Source organism: Hydrogenophaga sp. FW305-3-2-15-A-LB1 (assembly GCF_058787875.1).
Genome location: NZ_JBYTAE010000016.1, coordinates 35,803 through 58,461, shown reverse-complemented (window position 1 = coordinate 58,461; position 22,659 = coordinate 35,803). Strand labels below are relative to the sequence as shown.

At 70.1% G+C, this 22,659-nt stretch carries 23 protein-coding genes; 9 read left to right on the top strand and 14 right to left on the bottom strand.

Annotated features, from left to right (window positions below):
• The 5 genes from AC3WPZ_RS06990 to AC3WPZ_RS06970 all read left to right on the top strand — a co-directional run bounded on the left by AC3WPZ_RS06990 (position 1) and on the right by AC3WPZ_RS06970 (position 4,098).
• Entirely contained in the window at positions 1-816 is an 816-nt protein-coding gene (locus AC3WPZ_RS06990) for an ABC transporter substrate-binding protein (RefSeq protein WP_492438791.1), read from the top strand.
• Between the two features lie 46 nt (positions 817-862).
• A complete protein-coding gene (locus AC3WPZ_RS06985) occupies positions 863-2,083 on the top strand; it encodes a helix-turn-helix domain-containing protein (protein WP_492438789.1) in 1,221 nt (406 codons plus the stop codon).
• A 48-nt stretch (positions 2,084-2,131) separates the two neighbouring features.
• Complete coding sequence (locus AC3WPZ_RS06980) at positions 2,132-2,788, top strand: Vgb family protein (protein WP_382322903.1); 657 nt, start codon at positions 2,132-2,134, stop codon at positions 2,786-2,788.
• A gap of 148 nt (positions 2,789-2,936) precedes the next feature.
• Positions 2,937-3,518: a hypothetical protein gene (locus AC3WPZ_RS06975; RefSeq protein WP_492435344.1), complete on the top strand. Its 582-nt coding sequence runs from the start codon at positions 2,937-2,939 to the stop codon at positions 3,516-3,518.
• Between the two features lie 124 nt (positions 3,519-3,642).
• Complete coding sequence (locus AC3WPZ_RS06970) at positions 3,643-4,098, top strand: SRPBCC family protein (RefSeq protein ID WP_492438787.1); 456 nt, start codon at positions 3,643-3,645, stop codon at positions 4,096-4,098.
• A 15-nt stretch (positions 4,099-4,113) separates the two neighbouring features.
• Here AC3WPZ_RS06970 and AC3WPZ_RS06965 read toward each other — a convergent pair whose 3' ends face one another.
• The 4 genes from AC3WPZ_RS06965 to AC3WPZ_RS06950 all read right to left on the bottom strand — a co-directional run bounded on the left by AC3WPZ_RS06965 (position 4,114) and on the right by AC3WPZ_RS06950 (position 7,837).
• Positions 4,114-4,680 (bottom strand): NADPH-dependent FMN reductase, encoded by a 567-nt coding sequence (locus tag AC3WPZ_RS06965; protein ID WP_492438785.1) that lies wholly within the window; start codon positions 4,678-4,680, stop codon positions 4,114-4,116.
• Positions 4,681-4,693: 13 nt separating this feature from the next.
• A complete protein-coding gene (locus AC3WPZ_RS06960) occupies positions 4,694-5,620 on the bottom strand; it encodes a LysR family transcriptional regulator (protein WP_492438783.1) in 927 nt (308 codons plus the stop codon).
• A 63-nt stretch (positions 5,621-5,683) separates the two neighbouring features.
• Positions 5,684-6,895 carry a CaiB/BaiF CoA transferase family protein gene (locus AC3WPZ_RS06955; RefSeq protein WP_492438781.1) on the bottom strand — a complete coding sequence of 404 codons (1,212 nt, stop codon included), beginning with the start codon at positions 6,893-6,895 and terminating at the stop codon, positions 5,684-5,686.
• 18 nt (positions 6,896-6,913) lie between these two features.
• On the bottom strand, positions 6,914-7,837 hold the full coding sequence (locus AC3WPZ_RS06950; protein ID WP_382162840.1) for a hydroxymethylglutaryl-CoA lyase: 924 nt from the start codon (positions 7,835-7,837) through the stop codon (positions 6,914-6,916).
• A 110-nt stretch (positions 7,838-7,947) separates the two neighbouring features.
• Here AC3WPZ_RS06950 and AC3WPZ_RS06945 point away from each other — a divergent pair, with 110 nt between their 5' ends.
• The gene (locus AC3WPZ_RS06945; RefSeq protein WP_382322898.1) at positions 7,948-8,694 is read left to right on the top strand and encodes an IclR family transcriptional regulator; all 747 of its coding nucleotides are present in this window, start codon (positions 7,948-7,950) and stop codon (positions 8,692-8,694) included.
• A 118-nt stretch (positions 8,695-8,812) separates the two neighbouring features.
• Here AC3WPZ_RS06945 and AC3WPZ_RS06940 read toward each other — a convergent pair whose 3' ends face one another.
• Positions 8,813-9,901 (bottom strand): porin, encoded by a 1,089-nt coding sequence (locus AC3WPZ_RS06940; protein ID WP_492438778.1) that lies wholly within the window; start codon positions 9,899-9,901, stop codon positions 8,813-8,815.
• Positions 9,902-10,279: 378 nt separating this feature from the next.
• On the opposite strand from AC3WPZ_RS06940, the gene AC3WPZ_RS06935 reads away from it, so the two are divergent.
• A complete protein-coding gene (locus AC3WPZ_RS06935; protein ID WP_492438776.1) occupies positions 10,280-12,493 on the top strand; it encodes a malate synthase G in 2,214 nt (737 codons plus the stop codon).
• 43 nt (positions 12,494-12,536) lie between these two features.
• Here the strand turns inward: AC3WPZ_RS06935 and AC3WPZ_RS06930 are convergent, their stop codons facing one another.
• Genes AC3WPZ_RS06930 through AC3WPZ_RS06895 form a run of 8 tightly spaced genes read right to left on the bottom strand, consistent with a single transcriptional unit; the run spans position 12,537 to position 19,727 of the window.
• Positions 12,537-13,631: a Rieske 2Fe-2S domain-containing protein gene (locus AC3WPZ_RS06930; protein WP_492438774.1), complete on the bottom strand. Its 1,095-nt coding sequence runs from the start codon at positions 13,629-13,631 to the stop codon at positions 12,537-12,539.
• A 35-nt stretch (positions 13,632-13,666) separates the two neighbouring features.
• On the bottom strand, positions 13,667-14,623 hold the full coding sequence (locus tag AC3WPZ_RS06925; protein ID WP_444688016.1) for a PDR/VanB family oxidoreductase: 957 nt from the start codon (positions 14,621-14,623) through the stop codon (positions 13,667-13,669).
• A 3-nt stretch (positions 14,624-14,626) separates the two neighbouring features.
• Complete coding sequence (locus AC3WPZ_RS06920; RefSeq protein WP_444688015.1) at positions 14,627-15,187, bottom strand: MarR family winged helix-turn-helix transcriptional regulator; 561 nt, start codon at positions 15,185-15,187, stop codon at positions 14,627-14,629.
• 22 nt (positions 15,188-15,209) lie between these two features.
• A complete protein-coding gene (locus tag AC3WPZ_RS06915; protein ID WP_382162861.1) occupies positions 15,210-15,911 on the bottom strand; it encodes an ABC transporter ATP-binding protein in 702 nt (233 codons plus the stop codon).
• Positions 15,904-16,665: an ABC transporter ATP-binding protein gene (locus tag AC3WPZ_RS06910; RefSeq protein ID WP_492438771.1), complete on the bottom strand. Its 762-nt coding sequence runs from the start codon at positions 16,663-16,665 to the stop codon at positions 15,904-15,906. Before AC3WPZ_RS06910 ends, AC3WPZ_RS06915 begins: the two co-directional genes overlap by 8 nt.
• The gene (locus AC3WPZ_RS06905; protein WP_492438769.1) at positions 16,662-17,669 is read right to left on the bottom strand and encodes a branched-chain amino acid ABC transporter permease; all 1,008 of its coding nucleotides are present in this window, start codon (positions 17,667-17,669) and stop codon (positions 16,662-16,664) included. The genes AC3WPZ_RS06910 and AC3WPZ_RS06905 overlap by 4 nt, the downstream gene beginning before the upstream one ends.
• On the bottom strand, positions 17,666-18,523 hold the full coding sequence (locus AC3WPZ_RS06900) for a branched-chain amino acid ABC transporter permease (RefSeq protein WP_382162870.1): 858 nt from the start codon (positions 18,521-18,523) through the stop codon (positions 17,666-17,668). Before AC3WPZ_RS06900 ends, AC3WPZ_RS06905 begins: the two co-directional genes overlap by 4 nt.
• Positions 18,524-18,548: 25 nt before the next feature.
• A complete protein-coding gene (locus AC3WPZ_RS06895; RefSeq protein ID WP_492438766.1) occupies positions 18,549-19,727 on the bottom strand; it encodes an ABC transporter substrate-binding protein in 1,179 nt (392 codons plus the stop codon).
• Between the two features lie 147 nt (positions 19,728-19,874).
• Between AC3WPZ_RS06895 and AC3WPZ_RS06890 the strand changes: the two genes are divergently transcribed.
• The gene (locus AC3WPZ_RS06890; RefSeq protein WP_492438764.1) at positions 19,875-20,177 is read left to right on the top strand and encodes a hypothetical protein; all 303 of its coding nucleotides are present in this window, start codon (positions 19,875-19,877) and stop codon (positions 20,175-20,177) included.
• Positions 20,178-20,190: 13 nt separating this feature from the next.
• Here AC3WPZ_RS06890 and AC3WPZ_RS06885 read toward each other — a convergent pair whose 3' ends face one another.
• A complete protein-coding gene (locus AC3WPZ_RS06885) occupies positions 20,191-20,940 on the bottom strand; it encodes an SGNH/GDSL hydrolase family protein (protein WP_382322890.1) in 750 nt (249 codons plus the stop codon).
• Positions 20,941-21,063: 123 nt separating this feature from the next.
• On the opposite strand from AC3WPZ_RS06885, the gene AC3WPZ_RS06880 reads away from it, so the two are divergent.
• Entirely contained in the window at positions 21,064-22,650 is a 1,587-nt protein-coding gene (locus AC3WPZ_RS06880; protein WP_492438762.1) for a gamma-glutamyltransferase family protein, read from the top strand.
• Positions 22,651-22,659: the final 9 nt, after the last annotated feature.

Here is a 22,659-nt window from a genome sequence, read left to right as displayed (position 1 = left end):
ATGGACCGCTTTCGCCGCACCCTGTGCGCCGCCAGCGCCCTGGCGCTCGCCGGCTGCGCCGCGCCCGGACCCGCCTCGACGCCCCCGCCGGCCGCCGCGATCGCCGAACTCTCGTCCACCGGCAAGCTGCGCGCCGCGATCAATTTCGGCAACCCCATCCTGGCCACGCGCAGCGCCTCGGGCGAGCCGCAGGGCGTGTCGGTCGATCTCGCGCGCGAGGCCGCACGACGCCTGGGCGTGCCCATCGAACTGGTGCTGTTCAACTCGGCCGGCAACGTGGTGGAGGCGGTCAAGGCGCGGCAGGTGGACCTCGCCTTCGTCGCCATCGACCCGGTCCGCGCGGCCGACATGGAGTACACCGCGCCCTACGTGGTCATCGAAGGCGCCTACCTCGTGCGCAACGACTCGCCGCTGCGCCGCAACGAGGACGTGGACCGCGCCGGCACGCGCGTGGTCGTCGGGCGCGGCAGCGCGTACGACCTGTTCCTCACGCGCGAGATCAAGGCCGCCACCCTGGTGCGCGCGCCCACCTCGCCTGCCGTGACCGACCTGTTCCTCGCCGAAAAGCTGGACGTGGCCGCCGGCGTGAAGCAGCAGCTGGAGGCGGACGCGCAGCGCGTGGGCGGCGTGCGCCTGCTGCCCGGGCGCTTCATGGTGATCGAGCAGGCCATGGGCGTGCCCAAGGGCCGCACGGCGGCGCAAGCCTGGCTCAGCGGGTTCATCGAAGAGATGAAGGCCAGCGGCTTCGTGGCCCAGGGCCTGCAACGGCACCAGATCCAGGGCGCCGCCGTGGCGCCCGCGCGCGCCAGCCGCTGACCAAGGCGAGGCGCCCCCCCTGCGCCGGCTGGGGTAGCCTGTCGGCATGGATTCCCTCATCACCGCCGCCGCGCGCGCCCTGGCCGCGGGCGACGCGCTGGGCGCGCTCAAGCGCGTGGCCTTGCGCGACGACCCGCCGGCCCTGGCCTTGCGCGGCATCGCCATGGCCCAGCTCGGGGAACATCCGCGCGCACGCGACCTGCTGCGGCGCGCCGGCCGGGGCTTCGGCGCGCACGAAACCCTGGCGCGCGCCCGCTGCGTGGTGGCCGAGGCCGAGGTGGCGCTGGCCATGCGCGACCTCGGTGGCTCCACGCGCCCGCTGGCCGCCGCCGCGGCCACCCTGGAAGCCCACGCCGACCACGCCAACGCGCGCCAGGCCCGCGTGATCGCGGCGCGCCGCCTGCTGCTGCTCGGCCGCCTGACCGAGACCGAAGCCGTGCTCGCGGCCATCGACACCACCCGCCTGCCACCCGCGCTCGCGGCGGTGGCCGAGCTGGTCGCGGCCGAGCTCGCGCTGCGCTCGCTGCGCGTGGAGGCCGGGCGCGCGGCCCTGGCCCGCGCACGCGATGCGGCCACACGGGCCGGCGTGCCCGCCTTGCAGGCCGAAGTCGCACAAGCCCAGGCCACGCTGAACCAACCGGCCGCGCGCCGCCTGGGCAACGGCAGCGAGCAGGCGCTGCGGCTGGCCGACGTGGCGGCCCTGCTGGCCTCCGACGCGCTGGTGGTGGACGCCTGCCGCCGCGGCCTGGGCACGGGCGCCGCGTGGCAATCGCTCGCGCGCCGGCCCGTGCTGTTCGCGCTGGCGCGCGCGCTCGCCCAGGCCTGGCCGGGCGACGTGGAGCGCGAGGCCCTGATCGCCGAGGCGTTCCGCACCCGCCGCCCGGACGAGACGCACCGCGCGCGCCTGCGCGTCGAGATCGGCCGCCTGCGCGCGCTCGTCAAACCCCTCGCGGGCATCGAGGCCACCGCGCGCGGCTTCGCGCTGCGACCCTCGGGCGGGCGCTCCCTCGTGCTGCTCGCGCCGCCCATCGACGGCGAACAGGCCTCGCTGCTGGCGCTGCTGGCCGACGGCGCGGCCTGGTCCACCTCGGCCCTCGCGCTCGCGCTGGGCGCGAGCCAGCGCACCGTGCAGCGCGCGCTCGCCGAGCTGGAGGCCGGGGGCCGCGTGCGCGCCATCGGCCTGGCGCGCGCGCGGCGCTGGCTGGCGCCGCCGCTGGCCGGATTCGCGACGATCTTGTTACTCCCTGCTTCGCTGCCGATTGAATAGAGTGACCCTCAAGCGCCGACACCCGGTGCTGCCACAAGGAGATTCACCATGACCCGTCAGACCACCCCCACCGCGCGCACCGCCGAAGTCGTGCGCGAGTACGGTCCCTTCCTCGGCTCCGAGCGCGTGCACGGCGTCACCCACGACGGCCAGCGCGTGTGGGCCGCCACCGACGAAGGCATCGTCGCCTTCGACCCCGCCAGCGGCGAGGTCACCCGCACGCTGAAACGCGCGGGTGATGCCGGCACCGCCTTCGACGGCAAGCACCTGTACCAGATCGCCGAGGCGCGCATCGACAAGATCGACCCCGCCTCCGGCACCGTGCTCGCCTCCATCCCCGCGCCCGGCGGCGGCGCCGACTCCGGGCTCACCTGGGCCGAAGGCAGCCTGTGGGTCGGCCAGTACCGCGACCGCAAGATCCACCAGATCGACCCGGCCACCGGCGCGATCCGGCGCACCATCGAATCCAACCGCTTCGTCACCGGTGTCACCTGGGTCGATGGCGAACTCTGGCACGGCACCTGGGAGGGCGACGAGAGCGACATCCGCCGCATCGACCCGCAGAGTGGCAAGGTGCTCGAACGCCTCGACATGCCCGCCGGCCTCGGCGTGAGCGGCCTCGAATCCGATGGCGCGGACCTGTTCTATTGCGGCGGCGGGCCGAGCGGGAAGGTGCGCGCGGTGCGCCGGCCCAAGGCCGCATAGGCGGGATTTGGCTGCTCGCGCGCCGCGCCTATGCCGCAGGTCTGCCCCGCGATTTAGCGGCATGGGCGAACCACCTTCGGCCTTGACTCACTGTGGTTCTGGGCCCGTCCTGGGCCCTTCTTCCATCTTGCACAGCAACCGACAACTGATGATCAACCATCTCCAGCCAGCGGGCCTCCAGGCCCCCCACATCCGGCCTTTCACACCCGCTCAGGCCGCACAACACGCCATCACCGAAGGCGATCACGAGGAATTGCGGTTCCTGGTGGAGCAGCACCATGTCCATGCCGCCACGCGAACCGCGAACGGGGAAACGCTGCTCATGTTCGCGACGAGGCAAGCGGACCCGGGCGCCTTCAATGCCTTGGCGCCATCGCTCCAACCGCATCGGGTCAACGAGGTCGATCAACAGGGCAACACGGTGCTGCACCACCTGGCACTGCACCTGACGAATCGCACCATGCAAGGCGGTGCCTGGGCCGACGGCCTGGACGACTTCCTGAACACACTCGCCGCAGACATCGATTGGGAACAAGAGAACCATCAGGGTTCGACGGCTCCGGAGCTGGCCACCGCGCTGCGCAGAACACGCCTCCTGAACGTGCTTTCGGCTTTCATTCCCGACGATACCGACAGCGACGTCAGTGAACCTACCGACAACTCGGCGGGAGACCTGTTGAATGAAGCCCACGATCGATTCATGAGCAGAAAGAGGGGACGGGGCGGCTGAAACCGCCTCGAAACCCCACCGCCTTGTCGAAACGGCGTCACCTCGATCGTCGAGCATGAGGAGCCGGGCGCACAAGCCCGGCCCTGCCCATGTCCCTCGACCCTCACCAGAAAGGACCCTCACCATGAGCACTTCCTCTTCCCGCGCCGTTCGCCTCCATCGCGTCCTCAAGGCCCCGCCCGAGAAGGTCTACCGCGCCTTCCTCGACGCCGATGCCCTCGCCCGCTGGCTGCCGCCCTACGGTTTTCTCTGCAAGGTGGAGCACCTGGACGCCAGGGTGGGTGGCACGTTCCGCATGTCTTTCCGCAATTTCTCGACCGGCCACGCCCATTCGTTCGGCGGCGAGTACGTGGAACTCGTGCCCCATCAGCGCCTGCGCTACACCGACCAGTTCGACGACCCCAACCTGCCCGGACTCATCACGGTGGACGTACAGCTGAAGGCCGTGTCCTGCGGCACCGAGCTCCACGTGGTGCAGGAGGGCATCCCCGACGTGATCCCGCTGGAGATGTGCTACCTGGGCTGGCAGGAGTCGCTGGCCCAGCTGGCACACTTGGTGGAGCCGGACATCCCCGGCTGAACCGCCATCGCCCCTTCAGGGCTGTTTCGCGGCCGCGACGAAGGCCGCGAAGCCCTGCACGAATTCGCCGAGCTGCTGGCGCACCTTGTCGTCCAGCAGCGCGCCGTCGGGGCCGAACACGGACGACGCGCGCGAAACCATGAGCCGCCCGCCCTGCCAGGTGTGGGTGCCCAGGGTGCGCAACACCGGCAGCCAGTGGGCTTGCGACAGGATGGTGCCGAAGCCCCCGGGCGAGGCGCCGATGACGGCCACGGGCCGGTCGCGGAACACGTCGGGCAGGCCGGGCGTGGGCCGCGAGAGCCAGTCCACCGCATTCTTGAACACGCCGGGAATGCCGTTGTTGTACTCGGGCGTGACGAGCAGCAGGCCGTCGCTGGCGAGGATCTTTTCCTTGAGTTCGCGCACGGCCGCCGGCGTGCCCTCGCGCTGCTCCAGGTCGCCGTCGTAGAGCGGGATGCCGTGCAGCGTGGCGGCGTCGAGCTGTGCGGCGTCGCCCGCCAGCGGAACCGCCGCGCGCAGCAGCGAGGTGTTGAAGGACAGCTGGCGCAGGCTGCCGGAGAGGCCGAGGAGCTTGGTGGTCATGGGTGTGAGGGGTTCAGGTTTTCCAGAAGTCGGGCCGCGCGTACTCGTGCTTGAGGAAGTCGATCCACAGGCGCACGCGCAGCGCGAGGTGCTTGCGTTGCGGGAACAGCACGAAGATGCCATTGGGCGGCGCGGCGAAGTCGTCGAGCACGCTTTCCAGCCGACCGGCGGCGATGTCGGCCTCCACCTCCCAGGTGCTGCGCCAGGCGATGCCATAACCGGCCAGGCACCATTCGCGCAGCACCTGGCCGTCGGTGCAGTCCAGCGGGCCGTTGGGGCGCAGGTGCACGATCTCCACGTCGCCCAGACCCCCTGGCGCCGGCACGGTGAAGGCCCAGCCCCGGGTCTGCGAGGCGTCGCTGGAGAGCGTGAGGCAGTCGAAGCGCACCAGGTCGGCCGGCACCTGCGGGCGGCCGTGCTGCTGCAGGTAACGCGGCGTGGCCACGCACAGGCGGCGGTTGTCGGCCAGTCGCACGCTGACCAGGGAGGAGTCCGGCAGATCGCCCACGCGCACGGCGCAGTCGTAGGCCTCGCCGGCCACATCGACCACGCGGTCGCTCAGGTTCAGCGAGATGGTGACCTCGGGGTGCAGTTCGCGAAAGCGCGGCACCAGCGGCGCCACATGGCGGCGGCCGAAACCGGCCGGCGCGGTGATGCGCAGGTGGCCGCTGGCCTTGACGCCGCCGGCGCTCACGCTGGCCTCGGCGTTGGCCATGTCCACCAGCAGGCGCTGGCAGTCTTCCAGGAAGGCGCTGCCTTCGTGGGTGAGGGTGATGCGCCGCGTGGTGCGCACCATGAGCTTCACGCCGAGCCGGGCTTCGAGGGCGTCGAGCCGGCGCCCGATGATGGCCGGGGCCACGCCCTCGGCTTTGGCGGCGGCGGTGAGGCTGCCGCGCGTGGCGACTGCCACGAAGGTTTCGAGTTGCTTGAGTTTGTCCACCCGGGCAGATTACCCCACCTGCAGGAGCGAATCAATGACAACTTTGGGTTGATTGATGACTTTTCAGGCGGCTTTGACGACCGTGCGGCTCAGTTGCGCCGCGTCCTCCGCGCCGTAGCCCAGCTCGGCCAGCAGCTCGGCGCTGTGTTCACCGAGTTTCGGCGGGCTGCGGCGCACGCCCAGGCGTTCGCCGTCGAGCGCCAGCGGCAGCAACACGGTCTGCGCGGCCTGGCCGGCGCGCTCGCCATCGGGCAGGGTGATGGGCGCGAGCCCGCCCGTGGCGCAGAGGTGGGGGTCGTCCAGCAGTTCGTGGGGTTTGGTGATGGGCGCGAACGGCAGGCCGTGGCGCTCGAACAGCGCGGCGAGATCGGCCGCGCTCTGCAGGGCCAGGCGTTCGCGCAGCAGGGGAATGAGCCAGTCGCGGTTGCGCACGCGGTTGTTGTTGCCTTGCAGGCGCGGGTCGGCCTGCAGGTCCTGGTAGCCGAAGGCGTCGCAGAAGATGGCCCACTGCGTGTCGCTCACCACGGCGAGGAAGATCTGCTCGCCGTCCTTCACCTGGAAGACGTCGTAGATGCCCCAGGAGGAGATGCGGTCGGGCATGGGCGCGGCGGCCTTGCCGGTGACGGCGAACTGCATCATGTGCTGCGCGACGAGGAAGACGTTGTTCTCGAACAGCGAGCTCTGCACCTCGCAGCCTTCGCCGGTTTTCTCGCGCGCGCTGAGCGCGGCCATCACGCCGATGGCGCCGAACAGGCCACCCATGATGTCGTTCACCGAGGAACCCGCGCGCAGCGGGTCGCCGGGGCGGCCGGTCATGTAGGCCAGGCCACCCATCATCTGCACCACCTCGTCGAGCGCGGTGCGGTGGTCGTACGGGCCGGGCAGGAAGCCCTTGTGGCTCACATAGATGAGGCGCGGGTTGAGCTTCTTCAGGCTGGCGTGATCGAGCCCCAGCTTCTTCATGGTGCCGGGCTTGAAGTTCTCGCTCACCACGTCGGCGGTGGCGATCAGCTTGAGCACGGCCTCCCGGCCTTCGGGCGACTGCAGGTCCAGCACCAGGCTTTTCTTGTTGCGGTTGAACAGCGGGTAGAAGCCCGCGCCCGAGCCGAGCAGGCGGCGCGTGTTGTCGCCGGCGGGTGGCTCGACCTTGATGACCTCGGCGCCCAGGTCGGCCAGCACCATGCCGCAGGTGGGGCCCATGACCATGTGGGTGAATTCGACGACGCGGATGCCTTCGAAGGGCAAGGGACGGGGGGTGTCTTGGGTGTCTGGCATGGCAGGGGTGGAGAAGTTTCAGGCGGCGCGCCAGCCCTTGGGCAGGCCGGCTTCGGGCGTCATGCCGTACACCGGCTCACCGGGCAGGCCGGCGCGCAGGGGATCGCGCGCGGCGATGAGGGTCGAAAGATCGATGCCGGTGCGCACGCCCATGGCCTCGAACATGAAGACCAGGTCTTCGGTGACCACGTTGCCGGAGGCCCCTGGCGCGTAGGGGCAACCGCCGAGGCCGCCGAGCGAGGCGTCGAAGGTGCGCACGCCCACGTCGAACGCGGCCAGGCAGTTGGCCAGCCCGAGGCCGCGCGTGTTGTGCATGTGGGCCGCGCCCGCGCGCTCGCCCAGCTCGGCGCGCAGGCGCGTGAACAGGCGGCGCACCTGCGCGGGGTTGGCCATGCCGGTGGTGTCGGACAGGCCCACCTCGTCCACACCCGCCTTTACGCAGGCCACGGCCAGGCGGATCACCTCGTCTTCGTCCACCACGCCCTGCAGCGTGCAGCCGAAGGCGGTGGACAGGCCCACCTCCATCGCCACGCCGGGCGCGGTATCGCGGCGCAGCGCGTGCACCTCGCGCAGCTCGTCCACCATCTGCTCGCGCGTCTTGCGCACGTTGGCCAGCGAATGCGCCTCGCTCGCCGACACCGGCAGGGTGATCTTGTGCACGCCCGAGGCCAGCGCGGCCTCGGCCCCGCGCCGGTTGGGCACCAGGGCCATCACGGTGATGCCCTGGTGCCGCAGGGCGTGGCGCACCACGTCAACCACGTCGGCCATCTGCGGCAGCAGCTTGGCGGGCACGAAGGAGCCGACCTCGATCTCGCGCAGGCCGGCGGCCACGAGCGCATCGATCCAGCGCAGCTTGTCGGCCGTGGGCATGGTGGCCTTCACGGACTGCAGGCCGTCGCGCGGGCCGACTTCGCTGATGAGGACTTCGGGGGCGTTTTGCATGGAAGAAGCCGGGTTGCTTGCGTTTTACAAGATAGAACGATATTCTTTCTAGTAAAAGAATCGCAGATCACTTCCGTCCTGTCAACCAAGCCCCTTCCTCCTCCTCCTTCATGCCCCGAAAAGCGCAGACCCCTTCCTTGGCCGATGCCAACGCCGCCACCGGCGGCACCGCCGCGGTGGACCGCGCGCTCTCGCTGCTGGGCGCGTTCCACGCGGGCGACGCCTCGTTGTCGCTGGCCGAGCTGGCCGAGCGCACCCAGCTGCACAAAAGCACCGCGCTGCGCCTGCTCGCCTCGCTTGAACACGCGCACCTGCTGCAGCGGCTGGACGACGGGCGCTACGCCCTGGGCGGCGAGGTGGCGCGGCTGCACGGCATCTACGCGGCCTCGTTTTCGCTGGACCGGGTCGTCATGCCGGTGCTGCGCCAGCTGGTGTCGGCCACCGGCGAGAGCGCGGCCTACCACGTGCGCCAGGGCCAGGCGCCGAACCAGACGCGGCTGTGCCTCTACCGCGTGGATTCGCCCCATCCGGTGCGCGACCACATCCGCGCAGGCGACGTGCTGCCGCTGCACCAGGGCACGGGCGGGCGCGTGCTCTCGGCGTTCGGCGCGGGCGATGACAGCCGCAAGCCCACGCCAGCCGACAAGCGCGTATTGGCGCGCATCCGCACCGATGGCTTCATGACCGCCGTGGGCGACCGCCTGGCCGAGGTGGCCGGCATTTCGGCACCGGTGTTCCACGCGGACGGCTCGATCGCCGCCTCCCTCACGCTCACGATGCCGGCGCACCGGTTCGATGAGCGGCACGTGGGCAAGGTGCTGGCGGCGGCGCGGCAGCTGAACGGGCGGGTCGGTTGATCACCGGGTGCCGGATCGACGCGGACCGGAAAGAGAACAAAAAAAAACCCACCGCCGGATGGCGGTGGGCAATTCCAGCACCTGGCCCCCTGCGGCCAGGTGTTGACCCTTGTCTTGCTCAGAACCGGTGACGCAGGCCCACGCCGTAGGTTTGGTCCTTCAACGTGCTGACCGGCGCCGATTCCCTCTCGAACTTCACGTTCGTCAGGCCCGCGTACACGGTGGTGCGCTTGCTCAGATCGTGGCGGTATTCGACGCTGGCGGAGGAGGTCTTGCCGACGCGCAGGCCGGTCGCGACCGCCTTGGTTTTCTCGCTGCCGATGCCCGCGTTGAGGCTGCCCGCCGAGCCCACCGGAACGGCCACGCTCAGCACAAAGCCGCTGTCCTTGATGCCGTTGGCCAGGCCGTTCTTCTGGTTGACGAACTGGGCCAGCACCTTCACCGCGGTGAAGTCGTAGCTCACGCCCAGGCCGGTGGACTTGGCCGTCGTGGCGGCCGGACCGGCACTCTTGACGGCCTCATACACACCCTGCACCGCCACCGGACCACCTTCGTAGAGGGCGGACAGGCCCATCGTGCGGCCGGCCGAGACGCCGGGACCACCGTTTTCGCCGAAGGCATATTGCAGGGCGCCGGTGAAGCCGCCCATGTTCGGCGTGGTGTACTGCAGCATGTTGTCACGGCGAAGGGCCGGGGACAGCGCGCCGACCGCCGCAGGTGTCGTGCCGGGGAGCGCGCCCGCAGGCGCCGGGCCAAAGATGGCGTTGGTGGCGGAGAAGCTGGAGGTGCCCTGGGCATCGAACCGGTCCATCAGCAGGAACATCTGCGTGTATTGACGGCCCATTTCAAAGGAACCGAAGCCACCGCTCAGGCCCACCTTGCTGGTGCGGTTGAAGCCACCGCCGGCCACGGCGCTGGTGCCGGTGTCGGCGTTGAAACCGGACTCCAGCTGGAACGTGGCCTTCAGGCCACCCCCCAGGTCTTCCGTTCCCCGCAGGCCCCAACGGCTGCCGTTCAGGCCGCCGCTCGTCAGGCTCGTGCCTGGGCCGGTGCGGGTGCTGACGCCGGCCACCGTGGTCTTGGTGGTGTTCTTCCCCACATAGAGGTCCACCAGGCCATACAGCGTGACGTTGGATTGGGCGTGGGCGACCCCGGTCAGGGCACCGAAAGCGGCCAGGGCGACCGCCGTCTTTTTCAAGAGTGTCATTTTTGAGATTTGAGATGGGTTCAACACATGCCACCAGCGAGCGCCTTGTGAGCCACCGGTGGCCTCTTAACGGACACGCACACGGTGTTGCGCGCCGAATTTCGGAAGAACCCGGAATCTAGAGATTTAGACCCAAAGAATTACAAACAAGGAATGAGGCAGCTCGAATCAGGATCGAAATGCAGAAATTCTTCAACCAAAAGAATTCATCCGATCAAGGCAAAGCGGCACGATGCGCCCATTCGGGGCCCATTACCCACAGTCAAGTCACTGATCCGTGACGAAAAATCGAATTAATGCTGACGTGGGTATGGAATACAGTTCGCTCACGCCCGCGCCAGTGCGGGCACCCCACTTTTCGCCCAGACGGAGCTTTCCATGACCGCACGCACCCAGATCCACGGCCTGAAGGTCGCCACCGAACTGTTCAACTTCATCAACCAGCAGGTGCTGCCCGGCACCGGCGTGAGCGAAGCGGACTTCTGGCAGGGCTTCGACGGCATCGTGGCGGACCTGGCACCCAAGAACGCCGCCCTGCTGGGCGAGCGCGATCGCCTGCAAACCGAGCTGGACACCTGGCACGCGGCCAACCCCGGCCCGATCCGCGACATGGCGGGCTACCGCAAGTTCCTGGAAACCATCGGCTACCTGGTGCCGCAACCCAAGAGCGTGAAGGCCACGACCAGGAACGTGGACGACGAGCTGGCCGTGCAGGCCGGCCCGCAGCTGGTGGTGCCGATCCTGAACGCGCGCTACGCGCTCAACGCGGCCAACGCGCGCTGGGGCTCGCTGTACGACGCGCTGTACGGCACGGACGTGATTTCGGAAGACAAGGGCTGCGGCAAGGCCGGTCCCAAGGGCGGCTACAACCCCAAGCGCGGCGCCAAGGTCATCGAGTACGCGCGTTACGTGCTGGACCGCACCGCGCCGCTGAAGAAGGGCTCGCACGTGGGCTCGATCGGCTACCGCGTCAACAAGGACGGCGAGCTGGTGGTGACGCTGGCCGACGGCGGCACCAGCAAGCTGGCCGACAAGTCGCAGTTCGTGGGCTACCAGGGTGAGGCCAAGAGCCCCAGCGCCGTGCTGCTCGCGCACAACGGCCTGCACCTGGAGATCCAGATCGACCGCAGCACGGCCATCGGCAAGAGCGACGCCGCCGGCGTGAGCGACTTGGTGGTGGAAGCCGCGCTCTCGACCATCCTGGACCTGGAAGACTCCGTGGCCGCCGTGGACGCCGAGGACAAGGTGCTGGCCTACCGCAACTGGCTGGGCATCCTGCAGGGCACGCTCACCGAGTCCGTCAGCAAGGCGGGCAAGACCTTCACGCGCGGCCTCAACGGCGACCGCGAGTACACCGCGCCCAACGGCAAGAAGAACGGCGTGCGCCTGCACGGCCGCTCGCTCATGTTCGTGCGCAACGTGGGCCACCTGATGACCAACCCCGCCGTGCTCTGGGGCGCGGACGACAAGGAAATCCCCGAAGGCATCCTGGATGCGATGGTGACCACCACCATCGCCCTGCACGACCTCAAGCGCACGAAGAAGGACGCGATCCGCAACTCGCGCAAAGGCTCGGTCTACATCGTCAAGCCCAAGATGCACGGCCCGCGCGAAGTCGAGTTCGCCGCCGAGCTGTTCGGCCGCGTGGAAAAGGTGCTGGGCCTCAAGGACAGCACGGTCAAGCTGGGCATCATGGACGAGGAGCGCCGCACCTCCATCAACCTCAAGGCCTGCATCGGCGCGGCCGCGAGCCGCGTGGCCTTCATCAACACCGGCTTCCTGGACCGCACCGGCGACGAGATGCACACCGCCATGCTGGCCGGCCCCATGGTGCGCAAGGGCGACATGAAGGCCAGCGCCTGGATCCAGAGCTACGAGAAGAACAACGTGATCGTGGGCCTCTCGTGCGGCCTGCGCGGCAAGGCGCAGATCGGCAAGGGCATGTGGGCCATGCCCGACCTGATGGCCGAGATGCTGCGCCAGAAGATCGCCCACCCCAAGGCCGGCGCCAACACCGCCTGGGTGCCCAGCCCCACCGGCGCCACGCTGCACGCGCTGCACTACCACCAGGTGCTGGTGTCGGACGTGCAGAAGGAACTGGAGAAGATCGACGCCAACGCCGAACGCGACAACCTGCTGACCGGCCTGCTGACGGTGCCCGTGAGCAGCAACCCGAACTGGAGCGCGGCCGAGAAGCAGCAGGAGCTGGACAACAACGTGCAGGGCATCCTGGGTTACGTGGTGCGCTGGGTGGACCAGGGCGTGGGCTGCTCCAAGGTGCCCGACATCCACAACGTGGGCCTGATGGAAGACCGCGCGACGCTGCGCATCTCCAGCCAGCACATCGCCAACTGGCTGCACCACGGCATCGTGAGCGAGAAGCAGGTGCGCGACACCTTCGAGCGCATGGCCTCCGTGGTGGACGGCCAGAACGCCGGCGATCCGCTGTACAAGAAGATGGCCGGCCACTTCAAGACCAGCAAGGCCTACCTCGCCGCGCTGGACCTGGTGTTCAAGGGCAAGGAGCAGCCCAGCGGCTACACCGAGCCGCTGCTGCACGCCTGGCGCCTGAAGGTCAAGGCCGCGGCCTGACCCTCGCAAAGCCCGCCACCCGGCGGGCTTTTTTCTGGGGCGCTCAGGCCGGCTGCGGATCGGCCGATGCCGCGGTCAGGCGCTCGACGATGCGGCGCGCGCGGTTGCCCCCCACGTCGACGTGGATGTCGATCCAGCTGGGCTTGCCACCGAAGCGCTGGATGTTGCGGTACTGCTCTTCGATCACCACGCGGTCTTCGTCGAAGGTGAAGGCGGTCTGCTCGATGACGGCCTCGATGTTCTCCGGCATGTCGGGGTGCCGGGTGCTGGACATGCTCCAGAAGTAGTGGCAGCTCTCCTCGGTCTCGGGCGTGATGCCGTGCAGGCCGCGCATGTGGAAGCCGCCGCGCTCGGGGTCGTCGATGGCGTCGGTGCCGGGCTCGACGGCGCCGGTCCAGATCCTGAGGTGCGAGAGCTCGAACTCGATTTCCTGCCAGCGGTCGCAGGTCTCGCCGAAAGGCCAGGCGGCCTTGTAGGTCGGCGGCGGCGTGGAGCCGGGCATGAGGCGCACCACCTTGACCTTGTCACCGTCCTGCGTGACGTTCATCTTGGCGCTCATGTGCAGCCGGGCGTTGCCGCCGATGGTCTTGAGGTGCACGTAGCCGAGGTGGCTCAGGTCCAGCAGGTTGTCGTGGATCAGCTGCCAGGGCGCGTTGTAGTGGTACTGGCCGGAGCCGAACTTGTAGCGCGGGTCGTCGTGCCAGGGGTAGTCGGGCGCCTCGACGGTGGGTGCGCCACCCTCTTCCTTGGGCATCCAGATCCAGAGGATGTGGTTCTTCTCGGCGACGTGGTAGGCCTTGACCCGGGCCTTGCCCGGAATGCGGTCCTGCCCCGGGATCTCGATGCACACGCCCGTGGGCGCATAGAGCATGCCGTGGTACCCGCAGCGCACGCCCGAGGCCTCGACCGAGCCGCACGACAGCGGCAGCGAGCGGTGGCAGCAGCGGTCTTCCAGCGCGGCGACCTGGCCTTCGCCGGTGCGGAACAGCACGACCTTCTGGTTCAGGAAGGTGCGGCCCACGGGCTTGTCGGTCAGGTCGCTGGAGAAGCCGGCCATGTACCACTGGTTCAGCGGAAAGCGACCGCGGCTGGCGGCGGCGGGCGGGATCGGTTGGATGGCGATGCAATCGGCGTTCATGGGGGTCTCCTTGGGTGACGGTCAGGCGGTCGGTCTCACAGGTCGAGGACCAGCGTGGGGGATTTCGAGCGGGAACAGCAGGGCGTGAACTGGTCGTTGGCGGCGCGCTCCGCGTCCATCAGGCAGCTGTCGCGGTGGTCGGGCGTGCCCTCGAGCACGCGGGTGAGGCAGCTGCCGCAGACACCGGCCTCGCACGCGTAGTTCACGTCCACGCCGTGGTCCAGCAGCACCTGGAGCGCGCTCACGCCCACCGGCACGTCGAGCGTGGCGCCGCTGCGCTGCAGGCGGATCTGGAAGGCCTGGTCAGCGGTGCTGTCGGCCACGGTGCCCGCGAAGTGCTCGCGGTGCAGGCGCGCCTCGGCCCAGCCGGCCGCGCGCGCGGCCGAGAGCACGAAGTCCATGAAGCCGGCGGGGCCGCACACGTAGAGGTGCGCGCCCTCGGGCGCGGCCCGCAGCAGGGCCGGGGCGTCGAAGGCCTGGGGCGACGGCGCGTCGCTGAAATAGAGCCGCGTGTGCCCGGCCAGCGGCCCGGCCTCGATCTGCCCGCGAAACGCCATGCGCCCGGGCGAGCGCGCGCAGTAGTGCATCTCGAAAGAGCGGCCGGTGTCCTGCAGGTGCTGCGCCATCGACAGGATGGGCGTGACGCCGATGCCGCCGGCCACCAGCACGCTGTGCGGGGCCTCGACCAGCTCGAACAGGTTGCGCGGCGCGCTCACCTTGAGCACCGCGCCCACCTGCACCCGGTCGTGCAACCCGGCCGAGCCGCCGCGCGACTGCGGTTCGCGCAGCACGCCGATGCGCCAGCTGCGCCGCTCCTGCGGGTGGCCGCAGAGCGAGTACTGGCGGATCAGGCCGGGCGCGACCTGGACGTCGATGTGGGCCCCGGGGCGGAAGGCCGGCAGCTCGTTCGCCCCGATGGGCTCCAGGTCGAAGCTGCAGATGCCGTCGGCCTCCGGTTGGCGCGCGCGCACCCTGACGTCAAGTTCCACCATGTCTCAGTCGCTTTCGGGGGGTGCCGGCTTTCGCGGCGGTTTGCGGGTTTTGGCGTACTTCTGCTCCACGAAGCGCTGGGTCGCGGTTTCCACGGCCGGCAGGTTTTCGTGCAGGCGGCGCAGCAGCACCAACAGGGTCTCGGCTTCGTCGGCGGACAACACCTCGAGGAAAGCGCGCTCGCGTTCGAGCGCCACTTCGCGGATCTGATCGTGCATGGCGCGGCCCTTGGTGGTCAGCACCGCGATGCGGGCCCGGCCGTCGCGCGGGTCCAGCGCGATGCGGATGAAGCCACTTTCCTGCATGGACTTGAAGCAGCGGCTGACCGAGGCCTTGTCCATGCCGATGACGCGCGAGACCTGCTGCGCGGAGATCGAACCTTCGATGGCCAGCAGCACCAGGCAGCGCCAGGTCTCGATGCCCACCCCGAAGATCTTCAGGTAGTGCTGGGACGCACCGCGCGAGAGCTTGTTGGCGGTCCAGGTCAGGTAGGCCGGGACGTAGTGGTCGAGGTCGATCTGCTTGAGCGGATCGCTGACGGCGGGGAGGGATTTGGAGGTTTTCATGCCTCTATTCTGGACACGCATGTCAGTGCACCGCCATCCCGACCCAGCGCTCCAGCGCCGCGGTGTCGCGCGCCAGCTCGTCGGCGGGTGCGCCGTGCACCACCACACCGTGGTCCAGCACCACCGCCCGGCCCGCGTAGGCCAGGGCCTCGTCGACCTGCTGTTCCACGATGACGACCGCGATGCCGGTCTGCCGGCTCATCTCGCCGAAGGCGCGCAACAGGTCCAGGCGGATCAGCGGCGCCAGGCCTTCGAGGGGCTCGTCCAGCAGGATCAGCCGGGGCTGGCCCAGCAGGGCGCGCGCCACCGAAAGCATCTGCTGCTCGCCCCCCGAGAGCTGGGCGCCCCCGTTGCGGCGGCGCTCGGCCAGGCGCGGGAACAGCTCGTAGGCCTCGCTGAGCGCGGCGCGCGGGCGGTGCTTGAGGCCGGCGAGCAGGTTCTCCTCGACGCTCAGCGAGGGAAACACGTCGCGGGTCTGGGGCACATAGCCCAGGCCGCGCTGCGCGCGCTGGTGCGCGGACAGCCGCGTGACGTCCTCGCCCTGGAAGGTGATGGTGCCGGCGCGCAGCGGCACCAGGCCCATGACGGCGCGCAGCGCCGTGGTCTTGCCCACGCCGTTGCGCCCGATCATGGCCAGGCGCTCGCCGGCGGCGACCTCGAACGACAGGCCGTTGAGCACCGTCGTGGGGCCGTAACCGGCCGTGGCGTCTTTGACTTCAAGCATGCCGTGTCGCCTCTCCATGGCCCAGGTAGGCCGCGCGGACCAGGGGGTCGCGGCGGATCTCGTCCGGCGTGCCGTCGGCCAGCACCGCGCCCTCGGCGAGCACCAGGATGCGGCTGGCGAAGCGGAACACCAGGTCCATGTCGTGTTCGATGATCAGCACCGCGAGGTCCCGCGGCAGGGCATCGAGCGCGGCGAGCAGGCGCTCGCCATCGCCCTTGGGCACGCCGGCCATGGGCTCGTCCAGCAGCAGCACCTGGGGCCGCAGCGCCATGGCCAGCGCCATCTCGATCAGGCGTTGTTCGCCATAGGCCAGGTCCTGCGTCGGCGTGGCGGCCTGCCCTTGCAGGCCGAAGCGGGCCAGCAGCGCCCGGGCCTCGGCCTGGAGCGCGGGGAAACTGTCGATGCCGCGCCAGAAGCACCCGCCGAGCCCTTCGCGCTCGAACAGGGCGAGTTCGATCTGGCGCTGCACCGGGAAGTGCGGCGCCAGCGTGGTGATCTGGAAGGTGCGGGCCAGGCCGGCGCGCACGCGCTGGGCCTGGCTCAGGCGAGAGACGTTCTCGCCGCGCAGCCAGATCTCGCCGCTGTCGGCGGGGAACACCCCGCTGATCTGGTTCACCAGCGTGGTCTTGCCCGCGCCGTTGGGGCCGATCAGGGCCAGGCGGTCGCCCGGCGCGAGCTGGAAGGAGACGTCGCGTGTCACGTGGATGCCGCCGAAGCGCTTGTCCAGGTGGCGCAGTTCGAGCAGGGGGCTCATGCGCGACCTCCCCAGCGCGTGCGAAGCCAGGCCACGGCCTTCGCGGGCGACACCAGCACCACCAGCATCAGCAGGCCGCCCACCACGAACAGCCAGTGGTAGGGGTTGATGGAGGCCGCGGTGTGGTGCAGCACCAGGAACACCGCCGCGCCCACCAGGGCACCGCTCAGGCGCCCGGCGCCACCCAGGATCAGCATGACCAGGGCCTCGGCGGAGAGGGAGAACGACAGGCTGTCCAGGCCCACCACGGCGGTGGTCTGCGCGGAGAGCGCCCCGGCCGCGCCGGCCAGCGCGCCCGCGGCGGCGTACATGCCCCAGAGGCGGCGGTAGACCGGCGTGCCCAGGGCGGCCATGCGGGCGCGGTTTTCGTGGATACCGCGCACGGCCATGCCGAACGGCGAGTCCACCAGGCGGCGCGCGGCATAGAAGCAGACCACCAGCACCGCCAGCGCGTAGAACGCGGCCAGCCGGCCTTCGAGGTCGAATTGGAACTGCCCCAGCAGCGGGCCCATCACGTAGCCCGAGAGGCCGTCGTCGCCGCCCGTCCAGTCGCGTGCCTTGTGCGCCAGCGACAGCACCATCTGCGCCACCGCCACGGTGAGCATGAGGAAGGTGAAGCCCTGGTAACGCAGCAGAAAGGCCCCGGTCGCCGCCGCGAGCACGGCGCCCGCCAGCACGCCGACGGCCAGGCCCACCAGCGGGTCGGGCATCACGCGCAAGGCGAACACACCCGCCGCGTAGGCACCCACGCCGAACATCGCGGCGTGTCCCAGGGTGGCAAGGCCGGCGATGCCCACCACCAGGTCCAGCGACAGCACGAAGAGACCCATGATGAAGATGCGCGTCAGCAGCCCGAGTTGGTCGGGCAGCAGCAGGCAGGCCGCCAGGCCCAGCGCCAGCATCACCAGCGGCGCGCGCCAGGCCGGCGCGCAGCGCGGCGAAGCGGCATCGCCGTCTTGCGGGCCCGCGAGCGCCCGCGTCTTGAACAAGGACAGGGCGTTCATCGTTTCAACAGTCCGTTGGGACGCCAGGCCAGGAAGAGGGCCATGGCGGCGAAGAAGAAAAGGCTGCCCCAGTCCGAGGCCAGGTACTTGCTCGCGGTCTCGATCAGGCCGAGCACGATGGCCGCGCACAGCGAGCCCGCGATGCTGCCCATGCCGCCCACGGCCACGACGACCAGCACCAGCACCAGGTACTTCAGCGCGTAGTAAGGCTCCAGCGGCATCACCTCCGCGCCCAGCACACCGCCCAGGCCGGCCATCGCCGCACCGGCGGCGAAGGTCAGGCACTGCACGCGGCGGATCGGAATGCCCAGCGTCGAGGCCGTGCCCGCGTGGTCCACCGCCGCGCGCAGCCAGATGCCGAAGCGCGTGCGCGTCACCGTGAGCGCGGCCAGCACGGCCACGGCCAAGCCCACGCCGATCACGAGCAGGCGCTGGGCCGGCAGGGTGCGGAAACCCAGGTCCACCGAGCCCGACAGCGAGGGCGGCAGCTGGACCATCTGCACCTGCGGGCCGACCAGGGCATTGGTCGAGGCGATCAGCACGAAGGTCAGGCCGATCGTGAAGAGCACCTGGTCCAGCTCCTTGCGCTGGTACAGGTGCCGCAGGACCAACGCTTCCAGCAGCGCGCCCAGCAGGCCGGTGGCCAGCACCGCCAGCGGCACGGCGATCCAGAAGCTCCACTGGAGCTCGCGCGTCAGCAGGGCCACGCAGTAGCCGCCCACCATGGCGAAGGCGCCATGGCTGAGGTTCACGAAGCGCATGAGCCCCAGCGTGACCGACAGGCCCACGGCGATGACGAACAGCACCATGCCGTAGGCCAGGCCGTCGATCAGGATGTTGGAGAACGTGATCACGTCGCTTCGTCCATCAGCCGCCGCATCAGGGGTTCAGGCCGTGATCGGTCTGCGGTCCGAAGCTCTGCACTTCCTTGTTGACCAGCACGCCGCCCTCTTTCTCCACCTTGCGCAGGTAGACGTTCTGGGTGATGTGGCGCGTCTTGGCGTCGATGCGCACCGGGCCGCGCGGGCTCTCCCACTGCAGCTCGCGCGCCGCGGCCAGGGCCTTGGCGCCGTTCTTCTGGCCGCCGGTGGCCTCGATCATCTTGTGGATGACGTGCATGCCGTCCCACGCGCCGACCGAGGCGTAGTTGGCCACCGCCGCCGGGTTCTGCTTCTTCAGCGCGGCGACGAAGGCCTTGTTCGCCGGCGAGTCGTGCGCGCCGGAATAGTGGAACGCGGTCGTGAGGCCGAGCGCCGAGTCACCGAACTTCTGCAGGTCGAACTCGTCCGTTTCCGAGGTGCCCAGGAACTGGATGCCGGCCTTGGCCAGGCCGTTCTCGTTGTAGGCCTTCACGAAACCCAGGTTCGGCGGGCCGCCCGGCAGGAAGGTGTAGACCGCCTGCGCGCCGCTGGCGCGGATGCGCTGCGCGAACGGGCCGAAGTCCGTGGTGGCGATGGGCATGCGGATGGTCTCGACCACCGTCCCGCCCTGCTTGACGAATTCGCTCTTGAACGCCGCTTCACCGTCCAGGCCCGGGCCGTAGTCCGTCACCGCCGTCACCACCTTCTTGATGCCCTGCTTGGCGGCCCACTGGGCCAGCGGCACCGTCACCTGCCACAGCGTGTAGCTGCTGCGGATGAAGTACTCGGACTTCTCGGTGATCGACGAGGTGGCCGCGTTGAAGATGACCGTGGGCGTCTGCGACTGCTGGATCAGCGGCGCGACCGCCAGCGCGTTGGGCGTGAAGACAAAACCGCCCAGGTAGTCCACCTTGTCCTTGACGATCAGCTCCTGCGCCAGCACCCGCGTCTGCGCGGGGTTCGGGCCGCCGGTGTCGCGGTAGACGAACTCCACCGACTTGCCCGCGAGTTTGCCGCCCTGGCTGGCCACATAGGCCTCCGCGCCGGCCTTGAACAAGGTGCCGTAGTGCGCGAACGGGCCGGAGAACGGGCCGATGACGCCCACCTTGATCGCCGGGTCCTGCGCGTGGACGGGCGCGGTGGACAGGACGGCGGCCGCCAGGGCCGTGCCGCAGAGAACGCGTCGTGAGATGGACATGGGTGTCTCCTGGTTGTTGCGCCACTCGGGGGAAATGGCATCGGTGTTGATGGTCCGAATTATGGTTGCATTGCCAACCAGTTGCAATATCAACCAAATACGGGTTTACCCTGAACAGCGTTCGGCGGACCGGCTAAGCTCGCCGCCATGCCCCTGATGAACTACCTGCTTTTTGACGCCAGCGACGACGGCGAAGGCACCGGCACCTGGGACGCCATGGCCAGCGTGCGCGCCGCGCAGCTGCCCGACGTGATGACCGAGGTGCGCGCCGTGCTGGACTGGGCCGAGGCCCACGCGCCGGGCCCGCGCGGCCCGCTCGACGAGGGCGGCGCGTGGGACGCCGACGAGCAGGTGCGGGCGGACGGCGAATGGACCACGGTGACGCTGACGGTCACCGGCCCCTGGGCCTGGGGCGAGGCCCTGCTGGCGCAGTTCGCGCCAGCCGATTGAAGACCCCGCAGCGCTAGCGCGCCTTCGCGGGCGCCAGCACGGGCTCGAGCCGGCCTTGCGCCATGAGTTCGTCGAACCACACGCGGTAGCCCGCGTCGCTGGGGTGCAGGCCATCGGCCGCGTTGAGCTCAGGCCGCTGGGCGAACGGGTCGTCCGCCTTCTCCTTGAACAGGTTCACGTACACCGCCCCGTGCCGCGCCGCGGCCTCGCGCACGAAGCCATGCATCGAACGGGCGCGCGAGCTCATGAGCCAGGACACCGGTGCGAAGAAAAAGGGCGCGTTGCCCACGTTGCCCGCCGGCATGAGCAGCACGCGAGTGCCGCGCGCGTGGGCGAGCACGGCCACGCGCTCGATGTCGGCGCGCACGCCGTCGAGCGCGCGCAGCCGGATCACGTCGTTGCCGCCGGCCTGCACCAGCACCAGGTCGTGGCGCGCGGTGGCGGCCTCGAGTTGGCCGATCACCTGGGCGAAGGTCGCGCCATCGCTGGCGCGGTTGTCGATGTGCAGCCTCGGGTAGGCCTGCGCCAGCAGGCCGGCCAGGCTGTGCCGCGGGTCGCTGGCACCGGTGCCCACGCCGGTGCTGTCGCCCACGATGAGCAGGCGAAGCGTGGCGTCCGCGGGGGCCTGCTGCAGCGGCTCGCTGCGCTGGGCCAGCTCCCGGGCCTGGCCCATGCGCCAGACCGCGCAGCCCGAGGTCGCGAGCAGCACCACCAGCAGAACGGCGATGAGGGTGGGCAGCACAGGCCAGGACGGGGAACTCATGCGGCCCAGTCTATGCCCCGGCGTCGCTGGCGCGTCAACGGCCCGGATTTGGCCCTTCGCGGCGCCGCGACAATAACGGGTTTGCCCCATGTTCATTTCCCGACGCGCAGGAGACCGTTTCCGATGATCCATACCCACAAGGCCCTGGGCGGCATGGTGGTCGCACCCCATCACCTGGCGGCACAGGCCGGGCGCGATGTGCTGCGCGACGGTGGCAACGCGGTCGAGGCCATGGTGGCCGCCGCCGCGGCCATCGCCGTGGTCTACCCCCACATGAACGCCATCGGTGGCGACGGTTTCTGGCTGATCCACGAACCCGGGCAGCCGGTGGTGGCGATCGACGCCAGCGGACCGGCCGCCGCGCTGGCCACGCGCGACTTCTATGCCGGTGCGCAGGAGATCCCCGCGCGCGGCCCCACCGCCGCGCTCACCGTGGCCGGCACCCTCGGCGGCTGGGCCGAAGCGCTGAACCTGGCCGCGCCCTGGGGCCAGGCCCTGCCGCTGGCGCGCCTGCTGGCCGACGCGATCCGCCACGCGCGCGACGGCGTGGTGGTGAGCACCAGCCAGTCCGCCCTGACCCGGCAGAAGCTCGACGGCCTGAAGGACGCGCCGGGCTTCGCCGCCACCTACCTCGTGGACGGCCAGCCGCCCGAGCCCGGCCACCTGCTTCGGCAACCCGCGCTGGGCCAGACCCTGGCCACGCTGGCCGAACGCGGCCTGGACGACTTCTACCGCGGCGAGCTGGGCCGGCGCATCGGTGCCGAGCTGGAGCGCCTGGGCAGCCCGCTGCGCACCACAGACCTCGCGGCCTACCGCGCGAAGCGGGTCCAACCGCTCGCGGTGCGCCTGAAGGACAGCACGGTCTACAACCTGCCGCCGCCCACGCAGGGCCTGTCGGCGCTGATGATCCTCGGCCTGTTCGACCGCCTGGGCGTGAGCGAAGGCGAGGGCTTCGAGCACCTGCACGGCCTGGTGGAGGCCACCAAGCGCGCCTTCCGCGTGCGCGACCGCGTGGTGACCGACCCGGGGCGCCTGCCGGCCGACCCGCAAAGCCTGCTGGAGGCCGCCTCGCTGGACACCCTGGCCGCGCAGATCGACCCGCGCCAGGCCCTGCCCTGGCCCGACCCGGCCGCGCCGGGCGACACCATCTGGATGGGCGCGATCGACGCCCAGGGCCGCTCGGTCAGCTTCATCCAGAGCGTGTACTGGGAATTCGGTTCGGGCACCGTGCTGCAGGACACCGGCATCTGCTGGCAGAACCGCGGCACCAGCTTCTCGCTCGACCCGCAGGCGCTCAACCACCTCGAGCCGGGCCGCCAGCCCTTTCACACGCTCAACCCCTCGCTGGCGCTGTTCGACGACGGCCGCGTGATGCCCTACGGCACCATGGGCGGCGAAGGCCAGCCGCAGACGCAGGCCGCGGTGTTCACGCGCTACGCGCGTTTTGGCCAGCCGCTGCAGCAGGCCGTGAGCGCGCCGCGCTGGCTGCTGGGACGCACCTGGGGCGACAAGAGCACCACGCTCAAGCTGGAGAGCCGCTTCAACCCGGCCCTGGTGCAGGCCCTGCGCGACGCCGGCCACGTGATCGAGGAACTGCCCGAGGCCTTCAGTGACACCATGGGCCACGCGGGCGCGCTGGTGCGCCACCCCGACGGGGTGATCGAGGGCGCGGCCGACCCGCGCAGCGACGGCGGCGTGGCGGCGCTGTGAGGGCCGCTG